Source organism: Bifidobacterium oedipodis (assembly GCF_012932425.1).
GTDB lineage: Bacteria > Actinomycetota > Actinomycetes > Actinomycetales > Bifidobacteriaceae > Bifidobacterium > Bifidobacterium oedipodis.
In genome coordinates, this window is record NZ_JAAIII010000001.1 from 702,663 (window position 1) to 723,847 (window position 21,185).

Annotated in this window: 19 protein-coding genes; 9 read left to right on the forward strand and 10 right to left on the reverse strand. The window is 57.2% G+C overall.

Features of this window, described 5'->3' with window-relative positions; genetic code table 11:
* Positions 1 to 435: 435 nt before the first annotated feature.
* The 7 genes from G1C95_RS03010 to G1C95_RS03040 form a co-directional block, all read right to left on the reverse strand.
* Complete coding sequence (locus G1C95_RS03010; RefSeq protein ID WP_169171428.1) at positions 436 to 1,221, reverse strand: hypothetical protein; 786 nt, start codon at positions 1,219 to 1,221, stop codon at positions 436 to 438.
* Positions 1,218 to 2,159, reverse strand: coding sequence for an ABC transporter ATP-binding protein (locus G1C95_RS03015; protein ID WP_169171429.1), 942 nt, complete (start codon positions 2,157 to 2,159; stop codon positions 1,218 to 1,220). Before G1C95_RS03015 ends, G1C95_RS03010 begins: the two co-directional genes overlap by 4 nt.
* A complete protein-coding gene (locus G1C95_RS03020; RefSeq protein WP_236036894.1) occupies positions 2,156 to 2,680 on the reverse strand; it encodes a hypothetical protein in 525 nt (174 codons plus the stop codon). Before G1C95_RS03020 ends, G1C95_RS03015 begins: the two co-directional genes overlap by 4 nt.
* A gap of 138 nt (positions 2,681 to 2,818) precedes the next feature.
* Complete coding sequence (locus G1C95_RS03025; RefSeq protein ID WP_169171430.1) at positions 2,819 to 3,481, reverse strand: ATP-binding cassette domain-containing protein; 663 nt, start codon at positions 3,479 to 3,481, stop codon at positions 2,819 to 2,821.
* A gap of 3 nt (positions 3,482 to 3,484) precedes the next feature.
* Positions 3,485 to 5,548, reverse strand: coding sequence for a hypothetical protein (locus G1C95_RS03030; RefSeq protein WP_169171431.1), 2,064 nt, complete (start codon positions 5,546 to 5,548; stop codon positions 3,485 to 3,487).
* A 198-nt stretch (positions 5,549 to 5,746) separates the two neighbouring features.
* Positions 5,747 to 6,724, reverse strand: a complete 978-nt coding sequence (locus G1C95_RS03035) for a tyrosine-type recombinase/integrase (protein WP_169171432.1) — start codon at positions 6,722 to 6,724, stop codon at positions 5,747 to 5,749.
* Positions 6,725 to 6,938: 214 nt separating this feature from the next.
* Positions 6,939 to 7,832 (reverse strand): tyrosine-type recombinase/integrase, encoded by an 894-nt coding sequence (locus tag G1C95_RS03040; RefSeq protein WP_169171433.1) that lies wholly within the window; start codon positions 7,830 to 7,832, stop codon positions 6,939 to 6,941.
* A gap of 498 nt (positions 7,833 to 8,330) precedes the next feature.
* On the opposite strand from G1C95_RS03040, the gene G1C95_RS03045 reads away from it, so the two are divergent.
* Positions 8,331 to 9,659: a tyrosine-type recombinase/integrase gene (locus tag G1C95_RS03045; protein ID WP_169171434.1), complete on the forward strand. Its 1,329-nt coding sequence runs from the start codon at positions 8,331 to 8,333 to the stop codon at positions 9,657 to 9,659.
* Here the strand turns inward: G1C95_RS03045 and G1C95_RS03050 are convergent.
* Positions 9,613 to 10,386 (reverse strand): helix-turn-helix domain-containing protein, encoded by a 774-nt coding sequence (locus tag G1C95_RS03050; RefSeq protein ID WP_169171435.1) that lies wholly within the window; start codon positions 10,384 to 10,386, stop codon positions 9,613 to 9,615. The two genes, G1C95_RS03045 and G1C95_RS03050, sit on opposite strands and share 47 nt — an antisense overlap.
* 179 nt (positions 10,387 to 10,565) lie before the next feature.
* Here G1C95_RS03050 and G1C95_RS03055 point away from each other — a divergent pair, with 179 nt between their 5' ends.
* The 4 genes from G1C95_RS03055 (at position 10,566) to G1C95_RS03070 (ending at position 13,407) form a co-directional block, all read left to right on the forward strand.
* On the forward strand, positions 10,566 to 10,826 hold the full coding sequence (locus G1C95_RS03055; protein WP_169171436.1) for a helix-turn-helix domain-containing protein: 261 nt from the start codon (positions 10,566 to 10,568) through the stop codon (positions 10,824 to 10,826).
* Between the two features lie 13 nt (positions 10,827 to 10,839).
* A complete protein-coding gene (locus tag G1C95_RS03060; RefSeq protein ID WP_169171437.1) occupies positions 10,840 to 11,292 on the forward strand; it encodes a hypothetical protein in 453 nt (150 codons plus the stop codon).
* Positions 11,293 to 11,315: 23 nt separating this feature from the next.
* Positions 11,316 to 11,873 carry a hypothetical protein gene (locus G1C95_RS03065; protein WP_169171438.1) on the forward strand — a complete coding sequence of 186 codons (558 nt, stop codon included), beginning with the start codon at positions 11,316 to 11,318 and terminating at the stop codon, positions 11,871 to 11,873.
* Positions 11,874 to 12,120: 247 nt separating this feature from the next.
* On the forward strand, positions 12,121 to 13,407 hold the full coding sequence (locus G1C95_RS03070; RefSeq protein ID WP_169171439.1) for a rep family protein: 1,287 nt from the start codon (positions 12,121 to 12,123) through the stop codon (positions 13,405 to 13,407).
* A gap of 208 nt (positions 13,408 to 13,615) precedes the next feature.
* Here the strand turns inward: G1C95_RS03070 and G1C95_RS03075 are convergent, their stop codons facing one another.
* On the reverse strand, positions 13,616 to 16,867 hold the full coding sequence (locus G1C95_RS03075; RefSeq protein WP_169171440.1) for a CAP domain-containing protein: 3,252 nt from the start codon (positions 16,865 to 16,867) through the stop codon (positions 13,616 to 13,618).
* Positions 16,868 to 16,979: 112 nt separating this feature from the next.
* On the opposite strand from G1C95_RS03075, the gene G1C95_RS03080 reads away from it, so the two are divergent.
* Positions 16,980 to 17,261: a helix-turn-helix domain-containing protein gene (locus tag G1C95_RS03080; RefSeq protein ID WP_169171441.1), complete on the forward strand. Its 282-nt coding sequence runs from the start codon at positions 16,980 to 16,982 to the stop codon at positions 17,259 to 17,261.
* A gap of 365 nt (positions 17,262 to 17,626) precedes the next feature.
* On the opposite strand, the gene G1C95_RS03085 is transcribed toward G1C95_RS03080, so the two are convergent.
* Entirely contained in the window at positions 17,627 to 18,070 is a 444-nt protein-coding gene (locus G1C95_RS03085; protein WP_169171442.1) for a hypothetical protein, read from the reverse strand.
* 102 nt (positions 18,071 to 18,172) lie between these two features.
* On the opposite strand from G1C95_RS03085, the gene G1C95_RS03090 reads away from it, so the two are divergent.
* The 3 genes from G1C95_RS03090 to G1C95_RS03100 all read left to right on the forward strand — a co-directional run bounded on the left by G1C95_RS03090 (position 18,173) and on the right by G1C95_RS03100 (position 21,010).
* Positions 18,173 to 18,835 carry a response regulator transcription factor gene (locus G1C95_RS03090; RefSeq protein ID WP_169171443.1) on the forward strand — a complete coding sequence of 221 codons (663 nt, stop codon included), beginning with the start codon at positions 18,173 to 18,175 and terminating at the stop codon, positions 18,833 to 18,835.
* 11 nt (positions 18,836 to 18,846) lie between these two features.
* Positions 18,847 to 19,992: a sensor histidine kinase gene (locus tag G1C95_RS03095; RefSeq protein ID WP_169171444.1), complete on the forward strand. Its 1,146-nt coding sequence runs from the start codon at positions 18,847 to 18,849 to the stop codon at positions 19,990 to 19,992.
* A 373-nt stretch (positions 19,993 to 20,365) separates the two neighbouring features.
* Positions 20,366 to 21,010, forward strand: coding sequence for a hypothetical protein (locus tag G1C95_RS03100; protein WP_169171445.1), 645 nt, complete (start codon positions 20,366 to 20,368; stop codon positions 21,008 to 21,010).
* Positions 21,011 to 21,185 lie beyond the last annotated feature (175 nt).

A 21,185-nucleotide genomic window follows, 5' to 3' on the forward strand; every position in this document is an offset into this window, starting at 1 on the left:
GGCAGGTTCAGCAACTTGGGTTACAGAAGCATAATCACCAACGCAATAGCCGCCAAACCCGCAGCTACACCAATCCCTATCGCAAGGAGAGGCTTTTGTCGAGCATTGCTTTTCACAGCGGCAAGTAACGACATGACCAGTAGTAACACTCCGACGGCTCGGCAGAGCAGACTCAAGACGTCTCCCGGGATCGCAAACGCGAGAGCCTGCAATGCTATGGATGCGCACAGCAGGATAACGACCAATCGTCTGGCGTTGCCGTCTTGTACCGACGTGTTAGGAGTGGACTTTCCCATTGCGATCACTTCCCTTCGTTGGGACTCGGTTCTCTTGCGATTTCCATTCAATCAGGGAACGGCCGACAGCACAACATCATGTCAAGCGATCGCATGACAGGAATCTTCGTAGACATAGGCAGATTCCTTCTGCATGGTTTTAGACGTCCCTTTGCGTCTGGGCCGTGCATGCGGCGATGACCGCGATGATGACGTATGCCAATGCGATCAGCCCGCTCAGCGTCGGATTCATGCCGGGAGACTTGTCCAGTATGGCGGTGCCGGCGATAGAAGGCAGCCACTCGTGCAATGTCTGAGGGTTCGGCAGGTTCGCTGCGATGATGGGCAGCAGATAGTACAAGGCGATGTAGGCGATCGCGCCCTTGCCAGTCGAATTGAAGGCCACGCACAGTGAGGCGGCGACAAGCATGCGCCCTGTAAGTATCAGCGCCACGGGGAGGCAGAGGAGCAACGATACGGACAGCGGCGCGGGCCATGCCTGCGCCGGTACGACGGAGCCGAGGATGAGACGGGAAGCGCCGGTCGCGGCAAGCCCTCCGACTATAGATGCAAGGAAACCGGCGGCGACGATGGCGGTACACAGGATCAGGAACAGTCGCGTCCGTTTCGGTTCGCTCAGGAACAATGGCATGGCCGTGGCCGTGTTGATCAGGACGCGGACGGATAGCAGCGCCGCGATGATCGCCACGGGTTCGCTCATGGGCATGACCGCCCCGGCGATGCTTGGCCCCAATCCCGTGAGCGTGGCAAGGCCATCGAGTCTGGAATCGGAGGAGAACATGAGCCGGACGGAGGCGCTGGTCAATGCGGCGAACGCGGTGAACGCCACCGGCAGCCCGGCCCATGCCATGAGCGGCGCAGGGCGGCATACCACGTAACGCATGAGCAGTATCATGCGTCGCAAACACTGTCCGCACCCGTTCATGATGTGCCTTCCTTTTCCGACGACCGGCAAATCATGCCAATCATCACATCGCGCAGCGTCGGCTCGACGTGGTCGAGTCGAACCAGTGGAACGTCGTGTCTGGCCGAGACGGAGAACACGTCGGCCGCATCCATCCGTCGGGCCAAATACAGGCCATTCTCCAAGGAGCGAACGTCGGCTCCCATCGCGGTCAGATCATCCAGCACCAGGGCTTTTCCGGTTTCGTTCACATCGGGAGCGAACCGGAACACGGTTCCCGACTCGCCACCACCATTGGCAATGACCTGTTCGAGTGGACCGTAGGCCATCTGCCTGCCGTGCATGATGATCAGCACGTGAGTGGCCATGCGTTGCAGTTCGTCGATCTCATGGGCGGCCAGAATAACAGTCCTGCCGGCAGAGGCCCATCGTTGCAGCAAATCGTGCAGCCAGAGCCTGCCGGCGATGTCCAGTCCGTTGAACGGCTCGTCCAACACGATGATCGGCGCGTCGGCGAGCATCGCCCCGGCCACTCCCAACCGTTGGCGCATGCCCGTGGAATACCCCTTGATCCGGGCCTTCGGCCAGCGATCCAATCCGCAATCGTGCATCACGCGGCGCACACGACGACGCACGTCGGGCAATCCCATCATGCCGGCCATGAACGTCAGATACTCGCCGCCCGTCATCGACTCGTCACCCAGACGCCCACCCAGAAACACGCCCACATGCAATCCGGGCTGTTCCAGCAGCCGGTACGGGCGTTCCATAATCAACGCTCGGCCCTGACTGGGAGCGGACAGGCCGAGCACCATGCGCAGCGTGGTGGACTTGCCCGCACCATTCGACCCGGCCACCGCCAGCACCTGACCCGGCCAAGCCTCGAAATCGATCGGACCTACCGTCGGACCGGACGCATACCGTTTGACCAAACCACGGGCCTCGACCGCGGCGTTCATGAGAAAACCTCGTCGTGACGAACCGTCGGCTCCGAATCTTGCACATCCGCCTCGTCGTCGGCCATCCCATCGTCGTCAACGGTATCCGGTTCCGCCGGCTTCTCCTCCAAACGGACGACCCCCTTACGCTGGTCCATCACCTCATGCACCAGATAAACCACGAACGGCACATACAACAGACTGCACACCATCGTCACGATCATCCACGCGAACTGGCGACGAGCCCACTGCCGATACGCCGACACCAGCCAGGCCGCCGAACACGACCACTGGAACACCGTCACCTGCACGGCGGCGGGCGGCGCGGACGGCACTCCAGCCAACAGGTTCGAGAACACCTCCCGCGCATACCCGCCATACGAAGGCAACGCCACGACCTCCGCGACTCCCAGCCATGCGATCAGCACGCCGGCCAACACCAGATACCACCAATGCAACGTCGCCCGCCGGCCACTGGCGATACGCCACTTGACGCCCTCGAACCAGACTGAAAGCCTGACCGATATCGTGCGACCATCCATGACGAATCCCCTTCGACAACCTAATACATCGATCTATAGCATCGCCATGCCAGACGGGACAACATGCTGTCAAGCAATCGCATGACATCAATCCCAATCGCGGAACTTGCTCATGCGATATCCCCTTGTGCCGGCACATTACAGTTGGATGGTGCCGTCACAAGCGTTGGCGACGTGGTCGGAGTGGGTGGCGATGATGACGACGCCGCCGTGCTCGGCCATGTCGCGCAGGGTGTGGATGACCATGTCGGCGTTGTCGTGGTCGAGGGCGCCGGTGGGTTCGTCGGCGAGTATTATCGCTGGGTTTTTCACGATAAGACGTGCCAGCGCCACTCTTTGCTGCTCGCCTCCGGAAAGCTGGTAGACCGGCTCCTTTTCGCGGTCGGCCAGGCCGACTTGCCGCAGGGCTTGGGATATGGCGGTTCTCCTTGCTTGCGCCGAACGGTGAAGCAGGGCGACGTTCAGGTTCTCCTCGATGGTGGCGTTGTCGATGAGCGCGTAATCCTGGAACAGATAGCCGAGCGTCTTTTCCCGGAACAGGCGCGTGGCGCGGGAACGGTATCGGGTGATATCTCGCCCGTTGACCTCGATCACGCCATTGTCCGGTTTCTCCAGTAGTCCGATGCAGTTCAGCAGGGTGCTTTTCCCTGATCCCGATGGTCCGGTGAGGGCAATCATCTGTTTCGGACGGACCGAGAACGTGAGATCCTTCCACAGCAGGTGGCTGCCGAAGGATTTGGAGAGATCCCTGATGTCGAGCCGCGTTGTGGACGGCGTGTGATCGGATGGTGCGGTGGTCATCGGTTACTCCTCCCGGGTGTGGGCCTGGACGTTTCTGCGCACGTATATGGCGGTGGACAGCATGCAGACCGCGAAACTCGTCACGGCGATGAGCATGGCAAGGAGCGGCTGGTATCCGTCGAGCAGCGACGGATCGTTCTGGGCGTATGAGACTACGGTCCGCCCGGCGGCCCGAACGGCCTGCGCCGCGAACCATACGCACGGGGCGGCCATCAGCGCCGATTCGACCATGACCAGACTCAGATGGGTTCTCGTGAAGGACCATCCGTGAATGTAGCGGGCGAAGATGGTCTGGGCGCGTTCACGGACCCTGATCTGGGCGATGGCCACGGCCGAGGCGATAAGGACGATGACGGACATCGCGACGTTGTATACGTGGACGATCAGGTCCGACCTGAGCTGCGCGTAATGCGCTGCGGCGCTTTGCCCGGCATCGTTCACGGCGAAGATGAAGTCCTTCAAGCCGGCCTGTCGCGAGGAGACGAGCGCGTATCGTGTGCTTTCCAGCAGCGCGTCGCCCTGGCTGGCATACGCGGCGTAATCGTCGGCGGACAACAGTCCGCTATCATTGTCGGCCACGACGAGCAGCGCGTCGTCGAACAGGGCCGGGGTGTCGGGCAGGGCGGATCCGTAGCCGAACAGCTGCTGGCCCCTGTCGCCGCGCACGTAATCGATCTCGGGGACGGCGATGCCGCGGGCGGATGTCCGGGATTGCACCCAGCTGCCGATCGCATTCTCGTATGTTTTCGTGGTCGCCGCATCCGCGGCATACGGTATCACCACCGTGACACCGTCGCCGCCGGCCGTCATGCGATGCCCGTCATCGTCTTTGACCGTCTGGTGCCGCAAATAGTTGCCGTTGACCAGCAGCACCGTGCCTGATACCGTTTGCCCGTCGTCCGCCGGGGATGCCATGAACCGAAGATCGTCTTCATGGGCCAGGACCATCCGTCCTTCGTCCTCGGCCCGTTCCAGCCATTCACCGGTTTTGCGGCTGTATTCGTCCTGTTCCTCCGGCGACAAGTTCGGATTGAGATGCACCTGTGCAACCCCGCCAGCGTCCCGCCATGCCTCCTGGGCCTGATACTGGTTGTGCAGGTCGCCCAGGGCCGTGAAGAGAAGGGTCACCGCCCATATGGTGATGAACACGGCCGGCACGCGGACGCAATACACCATGATGGAAGGCAGCCTGCGGGGCAGCCGCCCCTTGACCGCGGACAGCAACGGTTCCGCGGATGCGATCGCGAAACCCACGCCATAGGCGGCCGCCATGACCACACATACGGCCAGGAAGATCACGGCCGACAGCATACCGAACAAACTCCACTGGGCCCCGTGGTTGTACGCCATCACCGGCCCACATACGACAGTGGCCACGACGCACATTCCCAGCAGGCAGGCGGCCGCATTGGCCTTGACATCCCGCCCCATCAACACCAGCGGACCCGCCCCGTGGAGCCTCTGTACGGCGTATCCCTTCGCGTTCATCAAGGAGAAACCGCCCGCGAGCGTCGCGCACAGCAGCAGCGCGACGACCAAACTCACCCCGACGGGCCTGCCGATGACCCATTGCGCATACGAGCCGAGGAAGCTCGTCTTGACCAGAACGCTGTACCCCTGATCTCGCAGTTCACGCTGCATGTCTACCGCCGACGTGGCCGACCCGTCGAACACGTAGTACGTGCCACGGGGATCGGAGCCGGCCAAGTCGCCCATCCGGCCGACCGTGGTCCGCATCGAGGTATTGAACGACGGATAACCATGATTGATCCATGACGCGGCCCCGCCAGCAGGATTGCCCACGGCGACATATACATGCCTGGCCCCGCCGGGGTCCTGCACATCGGCGACATTCTTGGCGATATTGACCCTGTTCGCCTGCGCCACCTCGGATATCACGTCGATCGTCTCCTCGCTCCTGACCCGAGGGGACGACCCAGACACCTGCACGGTGGCCCGCACCGCAAGAGGCGCCGACAAATCCAACGCATTCAGGATCAGAAACGATCCCAGGACCGCGACGAAAGCCGCAATCCACAACGCAAGACGAATGGAACCACTCCGCATAGCCCCTCCCCCTTTCTAGAAACGTTTGGATAAGATGAATCCCCTTCGACAATCATGTGATAAGTCGATATATAGCGCCGTCACGTAAGCCGGACAACATGCTGTCATGCAATCGCATGACAGCCGTATAGTCTCATCGTCCGTCAGTCTGCGTTTCTACGCTTGTGATCTTGCGGCATAACTGCCAGCGAAGGTTCTTTATCCGTCGCCAGTTCCGCGCGCCTCGTATCCGCGGGCCTGCTCGATGACGGTGCGCAGCATGCGGCCGCTGACGGTGATGTAGCTCTGCGTGGTGGCGAGGCTTTCATGGCCGAGCAGTTCCTTGATGGCCATGACGTTGCCGTTGGAGGTGATGTACGCGGCTGTGGCGAACCTGCGGCGCAGGGAGTGGGGTGGATACCCGGTGGCGTCCTTGACGAGGCGGTATACGGTGTCGCCGCAGATGTGGTCGCAGCCCTTCTCGCCGGGGAACAGCCAGCCCGGTCCGCGGCGGCGAATTTCCCGAGCGAGTTCGTCGCTTAGCGGCACGATGCGGTCCTTGGCTCCTTTGCCGTGGACGATCAGGCTCCAGCCGAGTTCGTCGTCGATCAGGTCGTCTCCGCGCACTTGGGCGATTTCGGCTCGGCGCAGGCCGGCGTCGGCGGCGAGCATGATGATCAGCCGGGTGCGCGGGTCGCTGCTGTCGCGGCCGATGAGGACTGCCTGTTCTGGCGCGGCTCGCTTCTTGCGTTGTTCGCGTTTGATGGTCGGCATGCCTTCCACGGGGTTGTCGAGGCGCTTCCCGTTGCGCTGCGCCCAGCCGTAGAATATGGAGAACATGCATCGGTCGCCGCGTTTGGCCGCATTGCCCAGTCCCTTGCGGCCGAGCCATTTTCGGATGTCGCTGGCCGTGACCTCGCCGGGATGCTTACCGGTGTGCCGGGCGAACGCGCCGATCTGGTAGCGGCGCAGGTTGATGGTGTTCTCGCTCAGGCTGCGCAGCCGCATGTCGGCGGACCATTCGTCGACCCAGTCGTTCCACGGTTCGGGCATCATGTTCTTCTTGCTCATGTTCTCTCGTCTTGCTTTCCGATACGCCGGCACGGCCAGGGAGAGACGTGCGGGTATCTGGTCGTCGCCGACGCTGCGGCGCGTGTGGTGATTCGTCCTTGAAGCGGGCCGGCCATTGCTGGCCATACTCTTCCCTTTCCGTCAAGCCCGAAGCACAAGACGGTAGCGTAGAACCGCATTTATGACAACGTTAACAGCCATTCCATCTGCACACCTGCACGGGAAGTTTAGACTACGTTTACCGTTCATTTACAATATCTGTAAATCTAATCGTTTAACGAAACGTTGGTCTCTCCAAGTCTCTTTCAATAACTTGGAGAGACCGCCTGTGCTTACGTTGTCATTCCGTCGCCGGCATCATTCTGCCACTGGTGGACACGACCTGCCCGACGTTCATGCCCTCGCCGTACTTCTTGACGGAGTTGACCACGGAACGCAGGTTGAGCGGGGTGACGGTCACGTACGCCTGCGTGGTGGCAAGACTTTCGTGGCCGAGCAGTTCCTGCACGGCGCGGATGTCGCCGCCGGAGCTGATGTACGCGGCGGTCGCGAATCGGTGGCGCAGCGTGTGCGGAGAGCAGCCGGTCGCGCTCTGTATCCTGCGGTACACGGTGTCGCCGCACACCGGCCCCTTGCCGCTGGCGTGCGGGAACAGCCAGCCCTTGGGCGAGGCGAGGATCGCGTCGGCCAGCTCGTCGGTCAGCGGTACGATCCTGTCCTTCGCGCCCTTGCCGTGCACGATCAGGCTGCGCCCGGACAGGTCCTCGGTCACGTCCTCGCGGCGCACGATCGCGATCTCCGCGCGGCGCAGACCGGCCTCGGCGGCGAGCATGACCATGAGCCGGGTCTGCCGGTCGGCGTCATGCAGCCCCTGGCCGACGGCGGTCTCCGGGGCCGGCACCTTGTGACGGGTCTCGCGCTTGATGGGCGGCAGGTCTTCGGCGGGATTGTCGGCGCGCAGGCCGGCCTTCTTGGCCCAGCCGAAGAAGTTGCGCACCGCGTTCATCGTCGAGCGGCGGGCCGCGTTCGACGGCGGGCGCACGATGTACGACTTGAGATCCGCCTGGACGATCTGCCACGGCGGCTTGTTCGTCAGCCTGGCAAGATCGGTGATCTTGTACCAGTAGTATCCGATGCTCCGCTCGCTCAGATTGCGGAAGCGCATATCCGCGACCCACTGGTCGAGCCACGGTATCCAACTGTCCGGCGGCTGCCGGCGATCTTTGAACTCCATGATCGCGTTCTCCCTTTTGCGACCCCGGCAAACCGCGCCGGACGCGGGGAACGACACCATGCCGGACCGCCCCGAGAAGGCGCCGCGGCGGCCCCTCGTCCAATCCGCTTAAATAAAAGCTTAAAAGGACGGGCGTGTCGCCTACGGCCGTATGGGCTTTCAAGGGACCGGTCAGTCCCGCTGAAACCCCAACGGTTCCAAGTGCTGTACACTGGTCTCACAACATAAGAAAGCCCCTATCGAATGACCGGAATCCGATTCGTTTAATTCGTGGGTTGTGGGTTCGAATCCCACGGGGGGCACGGATAGTAATTTAGCACCGCCTTTGATGGCGGTGCTTTTTTGTTTTCTCCCCCACAAAACCGTTGGAATCATTGGTGTTTCCTCGTGTAAACCGAATCGCTACCGCTTTGGGCCCTGCCTTCTAGTCATGTCCAAATGTATCTGTTTCGGCACCACTTAGGTTACAAGTTAGGTTACAAGCCGACGGGGAATATCATGAGACGTGTGAGGAAAAAAGACAAACGCCGGCAATGGGGCAATATTCTTGAAAGAGTTAACGCCAATGGCGAGGTTACTTCATTGCAGGCCCGATACCAACACCCGTTCGGCACTGGGCGTATAACAAAGAGTTTTGAACCACAAGATTTCGCCGGTGCCAATGCGTGGCTCGATGCCGAGTTGACGTATTTGGAAACATGCGAACGCACCCATAGTGCTTGGCTCACTCCCCGTCAACGCGAAACGTTGGAACAAAAGCACTCCATGAGGTTCGGGGATTTTGTGGAGCAGTGGCTTCAGAATTACAGGACTAAAGACGGCTCCGAGTTATCTGGTTCCTCAAAACGCAACATACGTGCGGACGTGTCTCATTTCCTTACTGATTTCAAGGACATGACCGTGCAGGAAATTACTCCGGAGAAAATCAAAGCGTGGTACGACAAGCCCCATCCGGAAGGCGCTTATGCGTTCCATCGATCCTGTCAGCGCTTCAAAGCGATTATGAAAGCAGCGAGCACTGAGGGGTTGGATGGATCCGCCCCTTTGCGTATGGATAATCCATTCATTTTCCCGATTCCCCCGGTTCCTGATTCTGGTCGTTCCAAGATCCCTCCCCTGACACCTGAGCAGCTGCAAATCATATATGAGACCATGCCGGGGTATACACGGCTGTCTGTCTATCTATCGGCATTGGCTGGTGGGCTGCGAATCGGAGAGGTTTGCGCATTGCAGGTACGTGATATCGATTTGAAGAATCGCATGTTGACGGTACGTCATAGCGTCAATCGAGGAGAGACTGATCGTGGGGACACGAGGCTTGCCAAGACGAAAACCTCTTCGTCCATGAGGACTGTCGTGCTTCCCGATGAGTTGGTGCCATTGGTCGAAGCACATATCAAACGTTATTGTGACGATGATCCGGAGGCGATGCTGTTTCGTCCCAAGCATGTGAAGGTGCTTTCCCAGAATACCCTGCGCAAGCACTTCAATGATGCCAGAAGCAAGGCCGGTCGTGATGACGTTACGTTTCATGCGTTACGAGCCACCCATGCGACGATGCTTATTCTGTCTGGCGGCACACTTCGCGAGGCCATGAACCAATTGGGACACACGTCCACGGAGGTCGCCATCAAGCATTATCAGCGTGCGGTAGATGCGCATACCAAGATCGCCGCGAATACCCTTGCCGAGCATATGCTTCCGAGCAAACGCACTCCTGAAATTGTGGAGGCCGAATACAAGACCGCCAAGCGCCAGCTCAGGGAAACCAAGGAACGCCTTACTGCTCTTCGTCTGGAGATGAGGGCTTTACGTAAATCGGCTTAACGATCTGTCTGCGATCGTAGAGATTCTGTTTCGCAATGATGTTTAGGTACTTGTTGAACTGGTCATCAGACAGTTTTTGAAACCGCGTCGTGCACGAATGGAACATTACGCCTTCCTTTCTCAAGGATTCACGCAACGGGACGATCTCTTGGAGAAAGCCATCGATGACGGCAACGTTGTGTCGCCGACCGCCCCATTCGAGAACTTTCAGGAACGTCTTGCCCGACACATGGCCTTCCTCGTCAGTTACTTCCGGTTCCTCGGGGATCTCGTAGTCAGATAGCGCCTTAAATGCTTCTTCGTACACCTGCATGGATAGTTCTAATTTGCGGGCATTGTAAACGATGGTTCCCAAACTCGCATAGCTGCTTAGCCCGTCGCTGATAGCACCAAAAAATTCGTCTATTACCTCAATGTTTGCCATGCCGGCAAACATTGGTAAATCCGCCTCCTGAAAAGGCTGACGCAAATCACATAATATCGACACGAGCGGTCGTTCCAATACCCTGCTGAGTGTTATGACATCTTGTAGGGATAGGTTTTTCCTCTGCCCCAATTCTATTGATGCCAGCCAATCGACCGATACCGGAAAGCCGATCTTTTGGGATCTTTCAACAAATTCCCGTCTGCTCATTTTCCGTCGGTCGTTATCTCTGTCGCCATTGGCCCGGTATGTGCTCATCCTTTCGCCGAACTTTATTGCGTTGTTATGCGCCTTTGATCTCATCTCGGATTCCCTTTCTGGGTCGCTGAATTATATCTTCTCGTTTTCATAATAACAAAAGAAAATGGGGAAATCCCTATTTTTAATAGTTTTCATGGGGCTCTCCCGCATGATTGTAATTAATCGACGAACAAGTCGAGGTAGGTAACAAGGGCGGGTTGATCCCGTGGAGGTTGACGACGATGGCACGCAGCACAAGGCGCATCAACGAGGTGACTGAGATCCCTCCGACAATGACCCGCGAGGAGGTCATGTCGGCGTTGCATATCTCACGATCCACGTTCAATCGCATGGTTGCTGAAGGCGAGCTGACCGCCTACTGGATCGGCAGTCATCGCAAGCAGGTCATCGACAAGCGTTCGGTTCTGCAATATTTCCAGGAACCGGCGAATGCAGTTGCGATCAGCCAACGAGCGGGCATCACTCACGCCCTTGCACAGTAAGAAAGGCCCTATTATGGCAAACTCTGTTTACAAACTGTCTTCTGACCCGGTGGTGTTGTCCGGCAATATCAACTCAGCACGCGAACGCATGACCAAGGAATGGTGGGATTCCCACACAAGTGAGCAGGCACCAGTCCAGCATGACGCGCAGGGTCGCATCATACGAAAAGTCGAGTTCCTCACAACGGTCAATTCGTTCGGTGAGGATCGGTGCGAGGCTCGTTCAGTCAAGGTTCCTGATGGCGAGTGGAGTTCCAAAATCGGCAAGTTCGCCACGGTGCGTTTCGTCAATCTGACGCTGACAGTTGGGGATCTTCGCGGTGCAGATGGCAAGTTCAACGGTCATTTTGAATCTCTGAGCGCCGACGATATCGAGATCATCTCGCCGGGTCTGCAACAGCCCGGGTTCACGTCCAATACGGTTCGTCCCGCAGCTACGGCATCGACTGCCAAGCACGAAGGCTGAGCAATAGTCAAGAAAGGTTCGACATGGATAACATTTCGAAAATCATGGTTGCCGATGGGCGGGTTCGTTTATGCGAGTTTCCCATGCCCCCGGTCGTTTCCGATGCTTCATTGGCACGGGATATGGCGCTGAACTGGCTTACCAAGTCCGGTCGTAAGCGCGTACAGGCTGCCGATGCGCTCGTGCTGTACTGGGACAACGAGGTGATGTCGAGGTTGAATCAGGTGTTGGCACCGTTCTGTCAGTACCTGTCATGGTCACTTGCTCCGACCATTGCCGCCACTGGGATGCTGCCCGAGGACATTCCGCTTGATGCGTATTGGCGCGTGGAGACCATCGACCTGAACCGGCAGGGACGTCTTTTCATTTCGGTGAAACCCGATTGGCTTCATTCCATCGCCGAGTTCAACCGCATAGTTGATCGCGTACTGCCCCAACTCGATCCCTCGCTTGATTTACGTCTGTACGAGGATCCATATTCCAATCCCAATCGCATTGGGTTGTGTACGGCCACCGGCATTGTTCCGTGGAGCGTTGCGCAGGGGTACGTCGCGGCCTGCGACCGATTCACCAAGGCATAGGGCATGGAACCAGTCAGCATTAACGCCCCGGTGTTGCGCGCATCGGGGCGTTCCCGTACTTGCACAGAGGAACCGAGCGAACAGAGCGTACAGGCCGCGTTACGAGCCGTAGAGGCGACGAAGCGCGATAGCGCGAGGAGCCCGGAGGCCGTAGCGGCGGGAGGCGGCTTGGCCGCCGACCCTCTCGATAAGAAGGAGAATAAATCGACACCAATGGTTGAATAAGAAGGAGAATAAATCGACACCAATGGTTGATGAGGATTGTTCAACTCAGGAAATGACATGGCGAATGAGGGCCGGGGGATGGCGCATCAGTTCCCTGAGAAGCGTTCGCGCATGCGGAAGGGTACTGCGGGATTCAAACATGAATGGAGGGGGAGCCGTTATGGTGCGCATGATTGTGCATCAGGATCTGACTGCCGCAGGTGTATCACTGGGGAACCTTGTTGCCTGCAAAAGCAGAAGCTGCCCCCGTTGTGCGGGGGTCATTGCCCATGAAAGGTCGGAGGAATTGGCTCGGGGGCTACGCTGGTGGCTGGAATACCCGGGGAGGGAGGAATCTCGCCCTATGCGTTGTGCGCTGTTCATCACATTCACTGTGCAGCATTCGATGCAGGATGATGCCCAGTCCTTGATGGATGCGGTAAGCCACGGGCGTACCGCATTGACTGCTGGTGCGGCCTATCGTGGCAATAGCCACTTCATCGGCGATCGGAAACGCTTTGGCATTGCCGGGTGGGTGCATACCATCGAGAACACATGGAACCCGGTGAATGGGCATCACGTTCACCTGCATTCGATTGTCCTTCTGGATAGGGCACCCACGGTGGATGAGTACCAGCAGCTGGTCATCAGGCTGTTCACCCGCTGGGAGCGGAGTCTGGAGAAGGACGGGTATACCTGCGATTTCAACAAGGGCTATTCCGTGGAATTCGTCAGCGATTCGCATACAGCAGCCACCAAACTGGCGGAGTATGTGACCAAGGATACCGCCGAACGTGCAGCCTTCGAGCTGTTGAATGGTCAGGGCAAGCATGGACGCCATGGTTCAATGACCATGTTTCAGATTCTTGCTCGCTTGGCTCTTGATGATGGTACGCAACGTTTCTGGTTCCCCCTAACAAAACAAACTCGTCCTTTATGGCTGGACGATTCCACCCTTGCAATAGTCAACGCTGAAAGCGGTGAAGTTGTCCGTGAATACCCGGTTGCGGGGAACCTGAAACTGCTGAGGGTAGTGCATGAGATTGAACAGGCTCTCAAAGGCCGTCGCTTGATGACCTTCAGCAAGCGTTCCACGAAGCCGGCCTGCGAGCTTGACACGCTATGGAATGAATTTCTGGATCGTACTCGTATGGAGGAACTCACTGACGAGCAAATCGCGGATCGCCGGGATACGCATTCGTATTATTCACAGCTGATCTCCGCTGATGATTGGTATCACACGTATGTCAGGAATCCCGAAAAGATTTTCGAATTGGTTCGGCTTTACAACCACGATCCTGAGTTTACTGCTGATGATCTTTTCAAGTGATCTTGGTGATTGCTATGGTGCCCTCTGCCGGCATTGGCTATTGATCCTTCTGGCGGCTTGCCTCCGCTTCCCTTATTATATAAGGAAATACTGCCGGATTGTCTATGACAATCCGTCCTTATCCCCGCGAGAGAAATCACCGGGAATATGGCGAACCGCCGGGCGTTGGTTGCGTTTCCGGCGGTTGTCTTAACGGGCGTGGGCAGGGTCAGGAGAGGGCGGTGAAGGCAATGCCTTCGTCCCTCCAGCCTGCGGCCTTCAGGGTTGTGTATTCCGTCTGGCCGGTTGTCCATAGATGCTCGCCGGTGAACTTGTTGTAGAGGCGATGCACAAGCGTGGAGCCCTGCTTATCGTTCACATGGAAGGCAATACCCTCATCCCTCCAGCCTGCGGCCTTGAGCACCTTGTATTCCGTTTCGCTGACCGTCCACAGATGCTGGCCGTCGTACTGGTTGTAGAGCCTATGCACGGCAACGCCTTCGGATACCGCGTTGAACGCAATACCCTCGTCCCTCCAGCCCGAGGTCTTCAGACTGGTGTATTCGATCTCGTTCGTCGTCCACATGTGCAGCCCGGAATACGGGTTGTAGAGCCTGTGCACGGGAACCGGGGTCGCCTGAGTATTCCCGGAGCCTCCATTGTTACCGGAGTTGCCTGAATTGCCCGAGTTACCGGAGTTGCCACCGGTGCTGCCGCCTCCTGCGAGGAGATCATTGAGATGCTTCTGGGCTGTGGTCAGGTTGTCATCGGCGGTCTTCTTGTCGGCCACCGCCTTGTCGTATGCCTTCTGGGCCTTGTCCAGTTCGCTTCCGGCCTTCTCCTGATCTGCCTTCGCCTCGTTGAGCTGGTCGAGCGCGTCCTGCACTTCGGGAGAGTTCTTGGAAGCGGCCTCATCCAAAGCCTGCTGAGCGGCCTTCACCGCATCATCAGCCGCCTGCTTGTTCGCATCGGCGTCGGCCTTCTTGTTGGTCAGGTCGGTAAGGGTGTTCTTAATACCCTCAATGTCCTGAGTGAGCTGGTCGATCTTCTGCTGAAGCTCTTCTTTGTTCGCGGTCTGGTTCTCGAAGTCGCCCTTGATATCGGTGAACTTCTTGAGCGCCTCGTTGTACGCCTGAGTAGCCTTGTCCAGCTTATCCTTCGCCTCGGCAACTGCCTTGGCGTTGGCATCGTCGGCGGTCTTCTTCTCGGAGGCAATACCCTGAAGGCGGGTCAGCTCATCCTTCGCGGCATCCAGAGCGGACTTGGTCTGATCGACCTTGGTCTGGGCGTCGGACTGAGCGGTCTGAGCATTGGTCAGGGCCTTCTGAGCAGCCTCCACGGCGGCGGAGTTGTCGTTGTTGATGATCGCCTGAAGGTTCGCGATGGTGTTGTTCAGGTCGGTCTGCTGCTTGGTCAGATCGGACACCTTGGTGTTGGCGTCGGACACGGCCTTGTTCGCATTGTCCAGCTTGGTCTGAGCCTCGGTCACGGCGTTGGCCTTGGCGGTCTGGTCGGACTTCAGCCGGTCGAGCTCGTTCTTCAAGGCGTCACGCTTCGCGGTGGCCTCGGCAAGCTCCTTCTTAGCGGCCTCCAGCTCTGCGGCGTTGCCGTTCGTGGTGGGGGTGAGAGTCTTGATGTACTGCTCAAGCAGAGTGCGGTACTCAGACACGGAAACATCCAAGCTGCCACCGGCCTCATACACGAATCGAGCCGGGAAGTAATTGAATCCGTCATCACCCGGGTTGCCCTGAGAGGCGTAGTTGGACACGCCAATACCCATACCCTTGGAGCCATCAGTGGCGGCGTTGAGGTAATGACCCACCTGAGCGGCGAGCTGAGTGCCGTTGCCAAGGACTCCGTTGTAGGAGTAGAAGTTCATCATGCCACCGTGACGGTACTCCTCAAGGGAGGGGTCCTTCTTCACCCAGCTGTCGAACAGGGCCTTCTCGGACTCCCACCAGCTGGTGTTGCCGGTCCACGGGGAATCAGTGGGATCCTTGGCCTCATTGAGGTTCTCCGCGTAGGATCCAACGGTGATGTCGTGGTTGTAGTGCCAGCGAACGGCGTCCGCGTTCAGCTGAGCGTAGGCCAGCGTGATGAAGGAAACCTTGTATTCCTTCAGACCATCGGCGGTGCGCAGCTGGTTAAGTTCCTCAAGGTAGTTCAGCGCGTACAGCATGTTCTGAATGCTGGTCGCGTCCTGAGCGTCACCGAGGTGGACGTACTGATCGTACCAAGACGGCTTCGTGTTCTTCGTGGAGGTGCCAGTGATAACCTTATAGGCCTCTCCGGCATCATCACGGGCGTAGGACGGCAGTGTAGCACCCTGCTTCTGGAGCCACTGGTAGAAGTCGGCGGCGGACTCCTTGTACTGCGGAGTGGACGGGGTCGTGGAGTTGCTGAGATCGTCAACCTTCTTCTGAGCGTCCTTGACGGCCTGCTCGGCGGCGGTCAACTCGGTCTGCTTATCCGTGACCTTCTTATCAGCCTCCTGCTTATCAGCGTCGGCCTGCTTCTTAGCGTCCTGCGCCTTCTGAAGGTCGGCCTTAGCATTGGTCAGGGCGGTCTGAGCGTCGGCCAGCTGGGACTGAATACCCTCAAGGTTCTTCTGGGCCTCAGCCAGCTTGGTCTTCGCCTGAGCGATCTCCTCGGCGGAAGCGCCACCCTCCTGAGCCTTCTTCAGAGCCTCTTCGGCTTCCTTGACCTTCTGATCCGCGTCGGCCTTGGCCTGCACCGCGGAGTCATAGGCCTTCTGCGCATCATCGACCTTGCCCTGCTGGGCAGTCACATCGGTATTCGCCTTGTCAAGGGCGTCGGCGGAATTGTTCTTGTTGTCGAGCGCGGTGTTGTAATCCGTGTTCGCGTTGTTCTTATTCTGCTCGGCGGTGTTCTTGTCCTGCTCGGCCTTGTTGACGTCCTCCTGCGTGACCTGATCGGTCGTGCCGTTGTTCAGGGCGTCCTGAGCCTTCTGAAGCTCGTCCTGCTTGGACTGCAACTCGGCATTGGCGTTGTCGAGGTTGTTCTGGGCGGTCTGCTGATCCTTCTCTGCTTGGGTCTGCTTCTCCTTGGCCTGCTCCAGCGCCGCCTGCTCCTTGGAGGTATCGACGGGATGATCCTTCTTCGCCTGCTCGTACTCGCCCTGCTTGGTCTGAACATTCTTGTCGGCCTGCGTCTTCGCTTCCTTGGCCTTATCCAGATCAGACTTAGTGGACTCAACGTTCTTCTGTGCCTCGGCCACCTTATCCTTGGCATCATCCACCGCCTGCTGCGCCTGCTGGATGTCCGCCGAGGTACCACTGGAGGCGGAGCGAACGGAAGCGCCGGAAGGCGCGATACCGTTCGCCATAGCGATGGATGGCGTGCCGACCACCCCCATGGAAACCACCAAACCAGCCGCCACGGCCATCCTTGCCGCCCCAGCCGGGGTCACCAGCGGATCCTTGCGCTTTGCCGGCGCAGCATGCTTCGGCCTGTACTGCATATCCCTACCACTTTCTCGAAGGCAATCAATCACTGACTCCCTCATATGGCTAAACCATATTGCCATATATAGGAGGCCATATGCAGTAAACTACACCCATACCTTGTCTTTCATGCCGAGGAATACACCGATTGACGAACCATGGAGCGCGTACATCAAGGAGGTCGGCCTCAACCTTCAGCGGCTGAGGATCTCCAAGGGACTATCTCAGGAAAGAACCGCCTACGATGCCGGACTGAGCAGATACACCTATCAGAAATTCGAAAAGGGCGAATCCATGCCCGGCACCCCGGCTAACCCCAGCCTGCACAACATCATGGCAATAGCCCAAGTACTCGAAGCCGATCTAGAGGAAATTCTCCCTAGGCCGTGGCCTGATCTACATGCTCGTTAATAGGTACTGACACCAACAGCGGCATTGTCTAGCACGGTCTCTAAGCTACCAAGATAGGTTACACCAAAGGTTACAAATGGTATCCGATGTGAAGAAAAGCTAATAATTTCAACGATTATCACGGCTATCTTCGAATCCCACGGGGGGCACAAACATCAAAAGGCATCGTCATCAGGCGATGCCTTTATGTTTTTCTTCCTCACAAAACAGTTGGAATCATTGGTATTCCTCATATCAAGCCGAACCGTTACTGATTTTGATCTCTGCCTCCCAGTGATGCCCAAATACACCCCATTTCAGCACCACTTAGGTCACAAGTTAGGTTACAAACAAGCCCCGGTTCATGAACCGATGGCGGCAACTGGCTACACAATGCTTTCGAAGCAGTAATACGTGGTTTTATCTTGGCCCTGCACAATGAGCAATACGCCATTGACATTGCTGATTATTTGATGCGCATATGTATCGTCTGTATTGAACTGTGATGCAGAACAAAGAGACTGAGCATTCTCTATGATGTCGATTGATGCTTCCGATAAAGTATCGGTCGTGAAATTGCGGGAGTCCAACGTGGTATTTTCAGCCGACGCCCCAGCATCGGTACGTAAGATTGTGCACCGGTACCCATCTCCATGAAAGCTTTTCTCTTCGCTGTGTTCCACAACACGCGTCTTCTCTGGGAACGTGACGCCCCAATTGGTCGACATGGTTGACAGCGTGGCATTGCGAGAAAACAGCAACGCAAGGCAGGCAACGATAACGATTCCCGCAGCCATGCAGATAAACACCAATCCTCGCTTGTGTTTCATTTTGCCCCTCCAAATAGCGCCATTGCTTTATATCAGGATACTGCTTAGCTGGTTAGGTCACAAACTGCCGAGGGATGTTCGTGGCGTTTTATACTGGCACATATGGCCGAACGAATCCTGATGGCAATAGCGGACAATGACAGTTGCGCATTGATGGGGCTGGCAGCAATTTTGAAGCAAAGGCTGCCGCAGATCACAGTCGTATGGTCAGAGACAACAGGGCATGATGCGATTCAGCACGCTTTGGATCCAACAAGTAATGCCAATATCCTGCTGATGGATATGCGAATGGAGGATATGTCGGGGCTGATGGCCTGCCGAGCGATCAGATCACGCAACGCGTGCCTTCCGATATTGGCTGTTACGGCATTTTCGCTGACATACTATGCACGCCGTGCTGCCGAAGCCGGCGCGCAGGGCATTGTAGGCAAAAGCGATTTCAATGGCATGGCCACGGCAATCGTCGATATTCTCCACAATCATGCAATGACCGTTCATGTGAGCGCGTCTGAAACCGTCACGTTTGACTCCGCACAGCAGGCGAGCCTTCGGCTGGGCGGGGAGGCAGAACCGACTATTGCCCGACTTTCCGCGCGTGAAAGGGAGATAGTCGAACAGTATGCTCAAGCGAACAAACCCGCCGTCATTGCGCGAAATCTTGGCATTTCGGTGAATTCGGTCAAAACCTATCTCGATAGGGCGCAAACCAATCTGGGGCTGTCGTCACGAGCTGATCTTGTGGAATATTGGTGGCAGCGTTCGTGATGGGGGCTCACATGAAACATTTGAGAATCCATGGCCCGAGTTCAGTCGCGGACTGGGTCATCGTCTGCTTAACAATAGCTGTGCTGTGCTTAGCAATTGCCGATTGGTGGCTCAATCCTCCCCACACTTGGTTCGGTGTGGCAACTGGGCTGGGATATTGCATCGCCGTGGCGCTTCTGCCACGCTATGGGTTCAAATCGGCTTGGGTGATTATTGTTCTGGTGACGATCAGCAATTTTGGCGCAGGTATCGACTCGTCCGGACCTAGCAGCACATGGGGTCTGCTGCTGGCGATTGTGGCATTGGGAAGAAACGCACGCTATTGGGAAGGCGTGGTTTCAATCGCGTCCATTATCACCAGCATAACCGTCGCCACAATTCAGTTTCCCGACGTTATGAAATTCAGCCTGCCCAATGGAGTCGTGAACTTCGCCATCGGCTTGCTCGCCACCTACTTGACCGGGGTGGCGATCCGCCGATCCGATGACAAGCGGAAACGTCGCGAGATGGAACAGCTGCTTGCTCAGGCACGTCGAGAGATTGCCATGGCTTCATGCTTCCATGATGCGGTTTCAGGCAAGTTGACGCATATTCTTGTGACGACTGAAATGGTCAAACAGAAGCATCCCGACGAATACGACCAAATGGGCTGGCAGGAAGTGGCCCAGGAAGCGTCCGACGCTTTACATGAGATGCACCGTGCGATTGACGTGATGAATCAAGACTCGCCATCCGCTGGAGATGAACTTCCCCTCACATTGGCCGAAGCCCTTGAATCCGTCACAGCAGCATACGACAAAAGGCTGAAGAAGTTGGGCTACACCGGCGAGACACAAATTCGAGGAGAAAGCCCTGCCGTACTTAGCGAACGAACAGATGAGATTATTGCGGTGCTGCGAGAGCTCTATGCCAATATCGAACGGCATTGCGATCCCGCCAACACGACGTACCGCATGCACATCAATCTCCAGCCGAAAGCGGTAACCATTGCGCAAAGCAATGACTGCCCCAAAACGGCACTGCAACGTTCTTTTTCCATGGTTTCAGGCAAAGGTCTGAAGTTGCATCGCGCTCGAATCGAGGCCCTCGGGGGCGAAATGCGAACAAACCGAGACAACGACCAATGGCACGTATTCTGCCAACTGCCTCTAGCATAGATGACCGCCCATCAGCGTGGTTTGACGCCACGTTTAGATGCCTCTCAAGTGCGGATTCTTGAGAGAAATGCAAATTACCAAGCACGTAACAGTCCAGCCATTGAAGCACTCAGCACCGTCACCCAAACGGAGGACAACAATAGCGGCAAACTTACCGAATTTAGATAATAAGTAAGGTTTTCAATCCAGCGATTGCTCGCCAACTAGCATCAGGAATAGCACGCTACGTCATTGACGTCAGCACATTGTTCCGCAGTTGTTCACTATCTCGAAGGAGAGATGCGCCATGCGTAGTTCGAAGCAGAACCCGATAAATTCCCGAAACAGTAATCGCAGTTTGACTCGTCGTGCGACTGTAATGGTTTGTGCGGCAATGCTGTCAGTGGGATTGTGCGGCTGCACGACATCATCCGATGGCACGGATAGTGATGATGGTTTGGGCGGCGCGAAGCTGGCGTCTTCATTACAAGCCTATGCAACACAACTATTGGAAGCGGATAACGGTTCGATGGACACGGAGCAGCGGGATATTCTGCAGCGGGTAGCTGAGACGGGTGAAGTATCCGTGTCTGATTACGAGGCGGCATGGCAGCGGTATCAGACCTGTGTGGTTGACAAGGGGTACAATCGTCCGCAGTTGCTTACCTACTCCAACGGCATTCATCAGGCAAATTCAGAGACGATGACTGCCGAGCAGGCCGCCGATCTTACGTATGCAGAGAAAATGGCCAAGGATTACGATGCGTGCATGATTGCACATGTGGACGGGATAAACGCCTTGTATATGGCGCAGGTCGCCAATCCGAACTTGTACGCCAACCATGACGAAGGTGCCGTGGACTGCCTACGTCGTGGCGGTTTAGTGCCGAAATCGTACACGCTTGAGGACTATCGCGAAGACCAAGACAAGATGGCACATAAAAGCGATGGGAAGGATCCAGAAACCGGTCTTGATATGGATAATCCCGACGTACTGGCCTGCATGGCCGCCAACGGATACATGTTCACGCATCCATAAATATCTCCGCTCGAGGCGGAGCGTAAGTCGTCTGCCATCTGGCGCGTCTCAGCGTGGTTTTTAGTCCACGTGTGGAGTGGATGCCACGCTGACATGCTTCTCAGCGTGGTTCATACGCCATGGCATGGCGCGAAGACCACGGATAGCGTCTCAGCGTGGCAAATACGCCACATGT